The organism is Mesorhizobium sp. M0854, assembly GCF_040319815.1.
Lineage (GTDB): Bacteria > Pseudomonadota > Alphaproteobacteria > Rhizobiales > Rhizobiaceae > Mesorhizobium.
Genome location: NZ_JAMYOL010000043.1, coordinates 1 through 12233, shown reverse-complemented (window position 1 = coordinate 12233; position 12233 = coordinate 1). Strand labels below are relative to the sequence as shown.

At 57.7% G+C, this 12233-nt stretch carries 10 protein-coding genes and 4 pseudogenes; 4 read left to right on the top strand and 10 right to left on the bottom strand.

What is annotated here, in order from left to right; genetic code table 11:
* Positions 1-248: 248 nt before the first annotated feature.
* The 4 genes and pseudogenes from NKH99_RS30650 to NKH99_RS30635 all read right to left on the bottom strand — a co-directional run.
* Positions 249-957 (bottom strand): annotated as a pseudogene (locus NKH99_RS30650) (aldehyde dehydrogenase family protein).
* 12 nt (positions 958-969) lie between these two features.
* Positions 970-1422, bottom strand: coding sequence for an aspartate 1-decarboxylase (panD, locus tag NKH99_RS30645; RefSeq protein ID WP_353017573.1), 453 nt, complete (start codon positions 1420-1422; stop codon positions 970-972).
* 54 nt (positions 1423-1476) lie between these two features.
* A pseudogene (gene bioZ, locus NKH99_RS30640) lies at positions 1477-1836 on the bottom strand (3-oxopimeloyl-[acyl-carrier-protein] synthase BioZ); the annotation flags it as partial.
* A 286-nt stretch (positions 1837-2122) separates the two neighbouring features.
* A pseudogene (locus NKH99_RS30635) lies at positions 2123-2461 on the bottom strand (transposase); the annotation flags it as partial.
* Positions 2462-3113: 652 nt separating this feature from the next.
* Here NKH99_RS30635 and NKH99_RS30630 point away from each other — a divergent pair.
* A complete protein-coding gene (locus NKH99_RS30630; RefSeq protein WP_353017571.1) occupies positions 3114-3422 on the top strand; it encodes a hypothetical protein in 309 nt (102 codons plus the stop codon).
* 89 nt (positions 3423-3511) lie between these two features.
* On the opposite strand, the gene NKH99_RS30625 is transcribed toward NKH99_RS30630, so the two are convergent.
* Positions 3512-4744, bottom strand: a complete 1233-nt coding sequence (locus tag NKH99_RS30625; RefSeq protein ID WP_353017569.1) for an IS256 family transposase — start codon at positions 4742-4744, stop codon at positions 3512-3514.
* A 26-nt stretch (positions 4745-4770) separates the two neighbouring features.
* Between NKH99_RS30625 and NKH99_RS30620 the strand changes: the two genes are divergently transcribed.
* A complete protein-coding gene (locus NKH99_RS30620) occupies positions 4771-5133 on the top strand; it encodes a hypothetical protein (protein ID WP_353017567.1) in 363 nt (120 codons plus the stop codon).
* Between the two features lie 354 nt (positions 5134-5487).
* Here NKH99_RS30620 and NKH99_RS30615 read toward each other — a convergent pair.
* From NKH99_RS30615 to NKH99_RS30595, 5 genes are all read right to left on the bottom strand, one after another.
* Positions 5488-6254 (bottom strand): IS5 family transposase gene (locus NKH99_RS30615; protein ID WP_353017565.1). Its coding sequence is split into 2 segments (ribosomal slippage): positions 5488-5942 and positions 5942-6254, totalling 768 coding nucleotides; the frame shifts between segments, so codons are not numbered across the junction.
* Between the two features lie 43 nt (positions 6255-6297).
* The gene (locus tag NKH99_RS30610) at positions 6298-6576 is read right to left on the bottom strand and encodes a DUF6959 family protein (RefSeq protein WP_352458679.1); all 279 of its coding nucleotides are present in this window, start codon (positions 6574-6576) and stop codon (positions 6298-6300) included.
* Between the two features lie 239 nt (positions 6577-6815).
* Positions 6816-8072 (bottom strand): serine hydroxymethyltransferase, encoded by a 1257-nt coding sequence (gene glyA, locus NKH99_RS30605; protein ID WP_353017563.1) that lies wholly within the window; start codon positions 8070-8072, stop codon positions 6816-6818.
* A gap of 13 nt (positions 8073-8085) precedes the next feature.
* A complete protein-coding gene (locus tag NKH99_RS30600; protein WP_353017561.1) occupies positions 8086-9447 on the bottom strand; it encodes a preATP grasp domain-containing protein in 1362 nt (453 codons plus the stop codon).
* Positions 9444-10250 carry an aspartate/glutamate racemase family protein gene (locus tag NKH99_RS30595; RefSeq protein WP_353017559.1) on the bottom strand — a complete coding sequence of 269 codons (807 nt, stop codon included), beginning with the start codon at positions 10248-10250 and terminating at the stop codon, positions 9444-9446. The genes NKH99_RS30600 and NKH99_RS30595 overlap by 4 nt, the downstream gene beginning before the upstream one ends.
* Here NKH99_RS30595 and NKH99_RS30590 point away from each other — a divergent pair.
* Together NKH99_RS30590 and NKH99_RS30585 are read left to right on the top strand one after the other, a co-directional pair.
* Entirely contained in the window at positions 10237-10446 is a 210-nt protein-coding gene (locus NKH99_RS30590) for a hypothetical protein (protein ID WP_353017557.1), read from the top strand. The two genes, NKH99_RS30595 and NKH99_RS30590, sit on opposite strands and share 14 nt — an antisense overlap.
* 336 nt (positions 10447-10782) lie before the next feature.
* A pseudogene (locus tag NKH99_RS30585) lies at positions 10783-11857 on the top strand (IS630 family transposase).
* Positions 11858-12233 lie beyond the last annotated feature (376 nt).

Sequence of the window (12233 nt, the reverse complement as noted above, 5' to 3'; positions counted from 1 at the left end):
TTTGCGAATGCGCTTGCGCTAAGGTGCGCGGCTCGATCATTCTTGCGCAAAACAGCAGAATTATCGCAGGAACGACGAAAAATGCCGCTCGACAGGATCGATATCGCCATTCTCGAGAATGCAGAGGGATGGGCGGACATCTAACAACGCGCGCCGGCTCCGGGCCGGACTCGAACGCCATGGCTCCGGATGATCGGGTCGCCTGCAGCTGCAACGGAGCTGTCGATAGGCCCGGCTATGCTGCGGTGCTAAAGGCCTCCCATGCAGAGGTATTTCATTTCGAGATAATCGTTGAGGCCGTGGCGCGACCCCTCCCGGCCAATCCTGATTGCTTCATTCCGCCCAAGGGCGCGGCCTCGGAGGACATGCGTCCCGTATTGATGCCAACCATGCCATATTCGAGGGCTTCGGCAACGCGCCAGACACGCTTGAGATTGGAGGCGTAGAAGTAGGCTGCAAGAGCGTAGACGGTGTCATTGGCCTCGCGCACCACCATACGCCTGTCGTTCGTTAGACGGCGGCGAAATCGTCTCGCCATAGATGCGATTGGCCTCCTCGGCATACCATTGGAGATAGGCTGCGGCGTGGGCTATTTCGGACTTCCCCTCTGCAAGCGGTTTACCCATTCAGCCGTCAAAATGGCCGCAAGATCCTCGCTGTGGGTGAGGATCAATTGGTGCCATTCCCACAACATGTCGGAGCGCTCGCGCGCGGTGAGGGCCGCCCAATGTTCCTGCGCAGAGTCAGCCTTGTCGATCGCCTTGGAAACATCCGCGGCGTCCATATCGGGAAGTTGCGCCAACAATTCGCCTGTCGAGGGGTTAAACACTGAAAAGCGCTTCGTGGCTTCCTGCGCATTCCGATTGGGCACACCGGCCAGATCGACAAACAGCTCTGGATTTTAAGATGTCTGGTCAGCGCCTGCGTCACGGTCAAACCGGTGCCCCTCTCGCACATGTGGAGGCCAAGTCACGCCCCCGAGACCAGGGCAGGGATGAACAAAGGCTCATTCGCCTCGTCAAGGATCGAGAAACCGTAACGGCCAGATGCGTCGAGATCGACGGAGTAGCTCAGGCGGTCGAGTATGTGGTTGTCCTGGTCGAAAGTGACCACCCGAGGGTTCAGCGAGGTGATATGCGCTTCGTCCAGATAGATGGAGTTGCAGACGATGATCTCGTCGTCGGGCTGGCAAGTGCGGGCGGCAGCACCATTGAGGATCCAGCACCGCGAGCCGCGTTCGCCCAGAATGACATAGGTCGAAATCCGCGCACCGGAATTCTTGTTCCATATCTCCACGAACTCCATGGGCAAAATACCGACCGCTTCGCAGTGGTCAGGGTCGAGCGTTATCGAACCGTGGTAGTTGAGGTTTGCTTCGGTGACGTGGATGCCGTGTAGCTTGCCGGCGACTATTTTTCGCATTGATCCGTTGTCCTCTCCAACGTGAATGAGCCGTCCTTAGCAACCCGTGCCTGGCTAAATTCCGACGACGAGTGCACCGCCGCTGAGACCCGCACCCGCTGCCGCCAGAAGGAGTTTTTCGCCCGATCGAAGCGGCTCCGTCTGATGGACCAGCGACAGGGAGAGCGGGATCGTCGCGGCCGACGAGTTGCCGTATTCGGCGATGGTTTTGCCGATTGCTTGATCTGCTATGCCGAGGTTTTTGCCGACGGCATCGAAAATGCGGGCATTGGCCTGATGCGGCACGAACCGGTCGATGTCCTGCGGTCGCATTCGGGCAGCAGTAAGCGCGTCCTGTGAGCAGGCAGTCATCATCTCCACAGCCTTGGCGAACACTTCACGGCCGTCGGTGATCGTCATCCGAGTCTGCTCTAGCAGGCTTCTCTGATTGGGGTCGGTGAGGTCAAGCTTTTCCTGTCTTTTCCGGACGATGTCGCCCCGTGGGTCACTCGCTTCTCTTCGCGGTCGGCGCCGGGCCGCCGCATGATGGGGTCAGGAGAGCGAGGCGTCTCAATCTGTTGAGCGACCTTGGGAGAATCTATCCAGGACCTAGCCTGCCAACGAGATCGCCTTGCCCATCGTCCCCACGGGAACGATCCGGATCACCCTCTCGGGTAAATCACTGTCTGTATGTTCCTCTTCGTTTATCTGTTATCCTATTTCATGCCGACGCGGGGCCGCCGGCTTCCTTGCCAAAGCGGAACGCGGTTCCATCGCTCCACATGCGATGCAGGATGACGGCGAGCTTGCGGGCAACCGCGACCCGGCCTATCGGTATCCCGCGCCGTTTGGCGACATTCATGCCCCATGCCCTGAGGCTCGACCACTTCTTGCTGAGCACAAGCAGCGAATGCGCCGCCTCATAGAGGGCCGTGCGGGCGAGTTCGTCGCCGCATCGGCTTACCTTGCCCTGAATGTCCGTTTCACCGGATTGATAACGTGCCGGGGTCAAGCCCAGATGCGCGCCCATATCCCTTGACCGGCGAAAGCGGTCCGGCTGATGAGCGCGCCCGGCGTCGGGCCGATCACCGCAGATCAACGTCCACTCCCTCCATCTTCGAGGTTTTTGGATTCCTTTTGTTGTCCCATTGAGCGCGCCGATTGTTCGCTTATCCAGCTCGGCCGTCGGAAGCAGCCTGGCGCGAAAGCCTCCGCCAGAATCTGCGCGCGATCTTGAAACGACCATCGCCGACGCCGCTCCGGTCCCGTCAGCAAAACTGCACGCTCATGATTGCTCAATGCGCTCTTAAGTCCACTCTTAAGAGCGCAGACTCACGGCAGACGCGGCACTTCGCAAGGCGGTTCCCACCGGCGCTACAGGCCGGGCAGCCCAACGTGCTGACTTTGTGTGGGGTGCTGATGCATTCGAGCCTGGCCGTCACCCTCACCGGCACACCCCTCGGTCTGACGGCAGTGAAGTTCTGGGCCCGAACGAAATTTTAGGGAACGCTCGCGCTCAAGCGGCACATCAATCCCACGCGCGTGCCGATCGAGACGAAGGAGAGCTACCGCTGGCTGGAGAACCTGCGCCAGTCCATCGCGCTCGTTGGCGCAGCCGAGCGACGTCTACGAGCTCTATTGCACCGCGCAGGACCTTGGCACCAGCTTCCTCGTGCGGGTGCAGACGAACAGGCTGGCCGAGCGGCCTGCCGATGCTGCCCCGCACGATCCTGCTCATCGCGTCTTCGCCCAAGTTGCGGCGGCGCCTTGGGCAGGACGTCATCGCATTTGTCGATCAGGACGAGACGACCTGCCTGCAGGTGAAGTTCGCCGCCATCAAAACCTTGCCGCCCGTGGGCAAGCAGAAGCGCTACAGTCCGCAGGTTCTGACTTACATCCACGCCCTCGAAGAGGATCCGCCGCCCGGCCGCGAGCCGATCGACTGGAAGCTGGTGACCAACTTGCCGGTCGGCGATCTCTCCGCGGCGGTTGAGAAGCTCGGCTGGTATGCCCTGCGCTGAAAGGCGGAGGTGTTCCATAGGGTCATGAAGTCCGGCTGCCGTGCCGAGGAGGCGAGGCTCGAGACCGCCGAGAGGCTGGCGAAGGACTGTCAAGAACCTTGTGTGTGAGGCCGGTTGTCGTCATTGGCTGACGAACTTTCGCCGAAGACGACGGCGAATTGTGTTCTGGCCTCGAACCACTCGCGCGGGGCGCGTTTCCATTCCTCGGCCGCTTGGTTCAGCACCAGATATAGCAGCTTCATGGCCGCATCGTCACTCGAGAAGTGTCCCCGGGTGCGGACGGCGCGGCGCAGCTTGGAGTTCAGCGCCTCTATGGCGTCCGTGGGGTAGATGATCCGACGCACGCTTTCGGGATAGGCGAAGAATGGGACGACGTGCTGCCAGTTGCGCCGCCAGCTTTGCGTTATCGCCGGATATCGCTGCCCCCAGTAGCCGGCCTCGAAGTCCTCAAGGCCTTCATGCCGGCTTCGGCGTCCTTGGGCCCGGTAGATCGCCCGCAGCGCCGGCACGACGGGCTTGCGGTCCTTCCAGGACACGAACTCCAAGGAATGACGGATCAGGTGCACGATGCAGGTCTGGACGACGGTTTGGGCAAAGACGGCGTTGATCGCCTCGGGAAAGCCCTTCAGGCCGTCGACGACGGCGATCAGAATGTCGCCGACGCCGCGGCTCTTCAGCTCGTTGATGACGCGCAGCCAGAACTTGGCGCCCTCGGTCTGCTCGATCCAGATGCCCAGAATCTCCTTCGTGCCATCGGGTAGGATGCCGAGCGCAATGTATACGGCCTTGTTCCTGACGAAGCCCTCGTCGCGGATCTTGACCCGGATCGCGTCGAAAAAGACCAAGGGAAAGCAGGCATCGAGCGGCCGGTTCTGCCATTCGGCAACCTCCTCCAGGACGGCGTCGGTAACGGCCGAGATCAGGTCCGGCGATACGTCGATGCCGTAGAGTTCCTCCAGGTGGCCGCGGATCTCACGCACCGTCATGCCGCGCGCGTACATGGAGATGATCTTGTCATCGAAATCGGGAAAACGGCGCTGGTATTTGGCGATCAGCTTCGGATCGAAGGTCCCGGCCCGGTCGCGCGGGATCGACAGCGTCATCTTCGATGTGCCCGTCAGCACCGACTTCCGCGAATGGCCGTTGCGACGATTGACGTTCCCCTCGGTGCTCTCGTCCTCGAGGTGCTCGTCGAGCTCGGCGTTCAAAATGCGCTCCGAAAGCGCCTTCTTCAGGTCGTCAAGCAGACCGTCCTTGGCGAAAACCTCGTTCGGATCACGACCGGCAAGCAGCTGGTCCAGGAGTTCCTCCTCGATAGCCATGTGATGATTCTCTCCTTTCCATCATCATGGCCTCGCGCACAGAATTCCTGACAGTCCCGCTGGCGAAGTTCCTCGCCCTCATCGCGGTGGTCAGCTGGCGCATATTCTTCGTCACGATGTCGGCGCGCGCCAAGCCAGACGCCGCGCCCGACAGCGTTCTCACCTTCGCCGAGATCACTGCGCTCAACCGGATCGACGCGTCCCGAACGCGACCACGCCTCCAACGGCCCACGCTCGCCGCTTACCTACTGCAAATCGCCATGCTTGGCGGCTATCTCGCCCGCAAACATGATCCGGCTCCCGGCAACATGGTCGTCTGGCGCGGCATGACCCGCTTGCACGACATCCCCTTCGGCATCTCCATTGGATCAAGCCGACGATGTGGGTAATCGGAAGTCCCACCGGAGGGATACGTTGCTTCCTCATGCTAATATTGTCTGGCCAGGCCCCGCAGAATACTTGCAGGCCTAATGAAGCCTGCGATCGGGCCGACAGCTAACATGGACTCTCTATCGCCATTCGCAGCCGATCTTCCATCTGCATGTCATCGTCAGACCAGCTGCGACGCCGTCTCACTAGGCCCGGCCCCCGGCGGTGATACAGCCAGCGGCACGAAGCCAGGTGCAGCCGCACCGCCAGGATCGCCGCCCGGGTATTCCCGATGCCAGGGCCGTAACCAGAGCGCGATAGCCCGTAGCGCCGTGGCGTGGCCGAACCCAGCCGATAGGCTCCCAAACCCTAGACTAGGCCGTAGACTCATTAGCGCGAAGCCATAGCCTGATCGAAGCGAGCTGGATCATGGCGAGGAAGTTGGCAGCCAGCTTGTCGTATCGGGTGGCGACGCGACGGAAGTGCTTCAGCTTGGAGAAGAACCGCTCGATCAGGTTGCGCTCGCGATAGAGCCGCTTGCTGAAGCAGAGCTTCCACTTCCGGTTGCGCTTGGCCGGGATGTTCGGCGTGGCACCCTGCTGCTGGATCAGCTCCCGGATGCGGTCGGCATCATAGGCCTTGTCCGCCAGCACGATGGCGCGCGGGCCGAGGTGGTCGAGGAGTGTATCGACGATCTGCCCGTCATGGGCTTGCCCTGCTGTCAGGCCGAGCCGGATCGGCAGCCCGCACGCATCGACGACCACGTGGATCTTGGTCGTGAGCCCGCCTCGGGAGCGGCCGAGACATTGATCTGCATCCCCTTTTTTCCTGTCGCAGCCTGCTGGTGCGCCCGGATAGAAGTGCTGTCGATCATCTGGATTTCACTGTCATGCGCGGCACTGACAGCGTCCATGAGCCGATGCCACACGCCTGCTTTTCGCCATCGCACGAAGCGGTTGTAACAGGTCGTGCGCGGTCCATAACGCTCCGGCAGGTCGCGCCACGGTGCGCCTGATCGTAGCACCCAGAAGATGCCGTTCAGCACGCGGCGGTCCTCCACGCGCGGCACGCCTCGCGGCTTGTTGGGCAGGAGCGGTTGGATCACGCGCCATTCGAAGTCGGTCAGATCATATCGGCTCATACAGCCGCTGAATCACATCAGCGACGATATTGAAAGGCCGGCTTCAGGGTGCCTGCTGTTCTGAGAAGGGAAGCGCTATGTCGTGCTCCAGCAGTGTAACCTTATAATGGTTGAGATATGACCACAGAGCGTTGCGAAGATCATTCAGTTCGTCGTAACCCGGCGAACCTCGCCCGACTTCCTTGCAGGCCAGATCCGCTCGCTGACACAGAATATAAAGGCTGTCACCCTGAACGAGAACGCCGGGGAAGGCCCGACCAGGATGCCGCATGACAGCGGCATTGGTCTTGTCCGATAGTATCTCGACGTTCTCGCTACGCATCAGTGTCTCGCGGATCGGCTTGCTGCACCGTCAGAGCATGAGCCCGCTCACTCCGCAACCCTTTATGGGTTCACGACCTAGATCGACGACTTTCTTCGTCCTTCCAATCCGCCGGGGCCCCAAATTCTTTGCCTCGTGACATAAGCACGCATGCCCTAAAGCCAAGCGTTAAATCACGGCACGGACATCGGCGGAGGGCTGCGCCATGCCAGCAATTCTACTCGACTGCTTTACGCCTTCTACGCCACCCACTTCCGATTGAACAAAGGAAGTCCCTGTGTGTTTTGCTCGACAAAAGACCTCAAGTCCGCCACTCTATGAGGATCACTGGCAGACATAACGACCTTTCCGATCATTCCCCCAAGCTCAAAGAACTGCCCCTCATCAAACCCCCGCGTTGTCAGTGCAGCACTACCGATTCTCAGTCCGCCTGCCTTAGATGGTGGAAGCGTGTCAAATGGGATCGGATTCTTATTCGCGACCACCTGAGCTTCTATCAACGAGCTTTCAATTTCACTTCCGGTCGTGCCACACCTCAACAAATTGAGAAGCAATAGATGCGAGGAAGTCCCGCCAGAAACAAGCGCAACCCCTGCATGAACCAAGCCGCGCTCCAGGGCTTTCGCATTTCTCAACACATCTCTTGAATACTCTTGAAATCGAGCAGTCTGTACTTCGGCCAGTAAAACTGCCCGCGCTGCGATCAAGTCCATTTTGGGCGCGCCCTGCAAACCTGGAAATATTGCCCTGTCAATTTGTTTAGCCAAGCTATCGTTACATAAGATCAATCCGCCGCCACGTGGTCCCCGCAGGGTTTTGTGCGTTGAAGTCGTAACTATGTCGGCGTGAGGGAAAGGAGAGGGGATCGCGCGTCCCGCTACAAGACCGGCGGTATGTGCTAAATCCACCCAAAGAAGTGCGTCAACCTCTCGTGCGATCTGATGCATCAACTCATAATCAATCAGTCGCGGATATGATGAACCTCCGCAGATGATTGCCGCAGGTCGATTTTCGAGCGCAATTGATCGGACCTCATCATAATCCAGTTGCTCGTCGGTCTCCGACACTCCGTAGAAACACCATCGAAAATTTTGGCCGCTCGCATGAAACGGGGCGCCGTGGCTTAAGTGACCGCCGTCCCGAAGCCGCATGGCCATTAGTCCGTCGGATGGCTGAAAAAGCTCATTCATTATCGCGAAATTGGCAATGGTAGCGCTCATGGCCTGAACATTCGCGTGCTCGCAGCCGAAAGCAGATTTTGCTCTCTCGATCGCTAACGTTTCCAGTCGGTCAGCATATTCGCAACCTGAGACACACCGCTTACCCGGGTAACCCTCCGCATTTTTGTCGGCAAATATGCTTCCCTCAAAACCCCTGATCGCAGGAGAGGAATAGTTTTCAGAGGCGACCAAGCTTATCTGGGATAGTTGCCGACGCTCCTCCAAGCGCACAAGGTTGCCGACTTCTTTGTCTACGTCAGTTGTAACATCACTCATTATGACGTCCTCATTATAAACCGGGTGAAGAATGGTACTCAATATTCCCCACGGCCAGTTCAATGAGGTCGCTTTCTATGCCTCGAACATCTCCCAGATCGCGTCCGACGATTACGAAGTCAAACGGACCGTTATCTTCATAGCCCTCCACCATCACAACTACTCCACGTTTCGCAGCAGAATTGTAGTGCAATTGTGTTTTTTCAAGCAGATCAATGAGATCGGGAAACCGAATGCCAATAGGGATGGCTGTACGCGACAAGACAACGCGCTCACCGTTTTTGATATCGGGTTCTAACCCTAAGGAATTCGATACGGCCCTGATCGAAGAGAAACCTCCATGTCGCCCGTTTACTTCACATGCGAAGAACTCGACCCCTTTGGCCTTAACGATATCAACGCTGAGCGGACCGAAATATCCAGCCTCACGGGCATAGTTACCTAGACTTTGACACCAAGCCAGAACGTTTTTAGGCAGTTCATCAACAAGCGATTTATCCCAATATGCACCTCCGTACCCTGGATTGAACAGGATTGACGCGACGCCTACGAGTTCTACTCTGTCTCTGCCAATGTCGAAATGTACGCCTACCGAAGACTCATTTTCGCTATATGCCTCAACGATTACAGGCTCGTTCTCCGTCGCAATCAGTCCTATTTCATGAACCCCTGCCCGTATGGAACTGGCATCAGCTTCGCGAATACACACCGCCCGCGTCGCGCCCTGGAACGATCTTTCGATACTCTTCGAGATGACGAAGTTGCCATCACCACCTGAATGACGAGCCACCTTCAGAATTACCTTATCGGAAACCGACAGGGCGCTAAACACAGCATCCACCACTTCCTGCGCGTTTACGCAGACGCTGCCGTTTGCAATCGGCACGCCGAGATCCGGCGCAAACTCACGAAATTTTGCCTTGTCGTTAAAACGACGCGTGGCTTCAGGACTTGCCCGAACGTTCTGATTTGAAAACGTTACGGGAACATCCCCCAATAATCCTGCAATGCAAATAGACACTTCGTCGGCGATATACGGCTCCAGACACGAAACGCGGTTCGGAGCCAACAAACTCAGGGATTTGGACAAAGGACTGCCAGCCTCGAGGTCATTTTTCGAGATCGGCAACGGACGCTTGGTGGACGTCGCTGAAGTCGTTAGCGAAACGATGTTGCTTCCGCCCTTTAGGGTATTAACATAGTCTAAAAATGGTCGTGATACAGGCGTTGGGGTGATAAGTATGTCGTCGTTCTTCGCAAGCCAAATCATTCTTTTGGCCTCCGCTGCATTTTTCTGCAAATAGTTGTTCGACAACAATGGAGCTGATGGAGCCATAGAGTCGCAGCCAACATTCCCCAGTATTAAAGCGGTCATCGTTTTTGACCCCATGATCGGTTGGCCAACATGTCCGGAGGTGATTGGCTTTCTGCTATCCACCAATCGATGCAAGCATCAGCAAGGATATTAATCGGGTCCACAATGTCATTGTCGTCTGCCAGATCTCCGCAGATCGCTGACAATTCACTGCAAGCCAGGATAATTTTATCAGGGTCGAACGATCTGGCGGCTTGAACAAGTTTCGTTAGATTGTCCCGTGCTTCTGTCACCTTCCCTGACTTTACGTCAGCTATTAGCTTGATGGTATCAAGCTGAAGTTTGTTGAGGCTGCAAAAACACTCTTTGCCGAAGTCGTTTTCATTTGGTCCAGCGTAAAGCCCATTTTGCATAGATGCGATCGTTCCCAAGGAAATTGAGCGAAGGTTATGTGCTTCGCTGCCACGTGAGTCCTCTATGGCTTGTCGTGTGATCTCTACCATATCGATCAGTTTTACTGACAGCGCTTGTTTAATCTCTGTGGCCCAGAGATGTGCAGTATTGCAGGGGATAGCGATTGCGCCGCATCCAGCTTTCTCTAGCCAACATGCGCGTTCCAAAATTTGCCGCAAGGGGGCGTTGCTGCCGATTGAAATTGCATGCGAACGATCAGGGATGTTGGGATCCGATAGGCAAATAAACGGAATGTGATCCTGATCTCTTTCAACTCGGCTCTTGCGAGCCAGAACCTCCAAGAATTTAGCAGTCGCGAAGCTTCCCATTCCGCCGACCACTCCAAGTGGTTTTCGATGGCCAAGTAGCTCAGAAGACGGGAAATTACGTCGCGGCATGACGTCGATCATCGAAATTCCTGTTCTTAAGGTTTACTCCACCGATTGTCTGTGGGGCGGCAGCCGCCCGCAGTCGTTCCATTTGCGTGTTCTCAATAGCCACATGTTCTCCATCTGCTGCTCTGCAGCCGTGGTCGGCAGGCCCGGCATCGCTGAAACTATGTGGACGGACCCACCTAGATGGGCAGAGCTTGGCGACGCGCAATGAAAGCATCAAATATCGTGCCAAACTTCGCAAAAAAGAACCTTGGATGAAGTTTACTGTTATTATCAATCACTTAAGCTATCTTGCGTTGCGAAATTAGGCCGGCACAATTTGTCGTAGGCGCGACAAACCCGACAGAGGGGTGTCCCTTGTCGATGGTCGGGTAAAACAGCGCCAATGGCCCGAATTTTCACGTAGGGCGTCGTCCAATCCGAACCGGCCCGCAACGTGGCTTGCGGGAGCGCCTCTGCCTTTTCTTGACGGCGGCGTTACCTAGTCATCTGGAACTGAAATTCGTTACATTGTAGGCTGTGCGCCCATTGGATGGAGAGTGCAGCGATGGCGAACGCGACAGGCCGACCGACGGCGCCTCTGGTTCTGGGCCGGGATGAGCGCGAGTATCTGGAACGACAGGTGCGTCGGCAGCGTGTGGCGCGATCCATGTCCGAGCGGTGCCGGATCATTCTTCGTTGCGCCGACGGCCTTCCCAGCAAGGCCGTTGCGGCTGAGTTGGTGGAGGCGCCGCTTCATCAAGGATCGCGTGGAGGGTCTGCTTGACGAAGCCCGGCCAGGCCGGCCCCGGACGATCGATGACGATCAGGTCGCCGCCGTGATCGAGCGGACGTTGCGCTCCACGCCCGACGATGCTACCCATTGGTCGATCCGATCGATGGCCGGTGCGACCGGCTTCTCGCACACGACGATCCGCAGGATCTGGACCGCCTTCGGGCTGCAACCGCACCGCTCGGAGACGTTCAAGCTGTCGAGCGATCCGCTGTTCGTCGACAAGGTGCGCGACATCGTCGGGCTCTACCTGTCGCCACCCAATAGGGCGCTCGTGCTCAGCGTCGACGAGAAGAGCCAGATTCAGGCGCTCGACCGTGAGCAGCTGCTGCCGATGATGCCGGGCATCCCCGAGCGCCGGACACATAGCTATGTCCGGCACGGCACGACCTCGCTGTTTGCAGCGCTCGACGTCGCCTCCGGCTTCATTATTGGAAAGTGCTACAAACGGCACCGGGCCACCGAGTTCCTGGACTTCTTGAAGCAGGTCGATGCCAGTATTCCGCCGGACCTCGACGTCCACATCATCATGGATAACTACGCGACTCATAAAACCGCGCTGGTCAGGTCATGGCTGGCGCGACGGCCGCACTACCATGTCCACTTCACGCCGACATCGGCATCCTGAATCAACCAGGTCGAACGCTGGTTTGCCGAACTCACCCGCAAGCAGCTGCGCCGCGGCGTCCACACCTCGACTAGCCAACTCGAAGCCGACATCCGCACCTTCATTGAGCGGCACAATGAGAACCCAAAGCCCTATCGCTGGGTCAAATCCGCCGACGAAATCCTCTCATCAGTCAAGCGCTTCTGCCAAAAGGCCGAACAGACCTTATGCAGCGAATTTTAGATTCAGGTGACTAGAGCAGATTCGACTTACTCAGGGTCATATCCGGCAGCCTTGAAGTAGTTTCGGCACTCGGCAGGTTTGAAGCTGGCGCAAGACCGGCAATTAATCCGCTGGTCGATCCAGGAAATCCGCCGCATCACCACGCAGCTCGCACGGGCTCGCATTGAACCTTCATACATCATCGCCTGGTCACTTTGGCGACGAGCACATCAGGCCGCTGCACAACAAGCTCACCTTAAATCAAAATCGCAACTGTAATGCAGGCGGTGTTGACGGATTGCCGGCTGTGAAGGTGACGTTGCCCCCAGTTTCTATCCAGTTTTGAGTTCGTTTCCGGCGTGGGTTGTGCCCTGCTGGGCGGGTGAAGCGACGGGCG

What these genes read in the sequence shown, in the direction of transcription:
- NKH99_RS30620 (WP_353017567.1), top strand. Translation starts at nt 4,771, where the DNA reads ATGGCCTCGCGCACAGAATTCCTGACAGTCCCGCTGGCGAAGTTCCTC.
- NKH99_RS30600 (WP_353017561.1), bottom strand. Translation starts at nt 9,447, where the DNA reads ATGACCGCTTTAATACTGGGGAATGTTGGCTGCGACTCTATGGCTCCA.
- NKH99_RS30595 (WP_353017559.1), bottom strand. Translation starts at nt 10,250, where the DNA reads ATGATCGACGTCATGCCGCGACGTAATTTCCCGTCTTCTGAGCTACTT.
- glyA (WP_353017563.1), bottom strand. Translation starts at nt 8,072, where the DNA reads ATGAGTGATGTTACAACTGACGTAGACAAAGAAGTCGGCAACCTTGTG.
- panD (WP_353017573.1), bottom strand. Translation starts at nt 1,422, where the DNA reads ATGCGAAAAATAGTCGCCGGCAAGCTACACGGCATCCACGTCACCGAA.
- NKH99_RS30590 (WP_353017557.1), top strand. Translation starts at nt 10,237, where the DNA reads ATGACGTCGATCATCGAAATTCCTGTTCTTAAGGTTTACTCCACCGAT.
- NKH99_RS30630 (WP_353017571.1), top strand. Translation starts at nt 3,114, where the DNA reads ATGCTGCCCCGCACGATCCTGCTCATCGCGTCTTCGCCCAAGTTGCGG.
- NKH99_RS30610 (WP_352458679.1), bottom strand. Translation starts at nt 6,576, where the DNA reads ATGCGTAGCGAGAACGTCGAGATACTATCGGACAAGACCAATGCCGCT.
- NKH99_RS30625 (WP_353017569.1), bottom strand. Translation starts at nt 4,744, where the DNA reads ATGGCTATCGAGGAGGAACTCCTGGACCAGCTGCTTGCCGGTCGTGAT.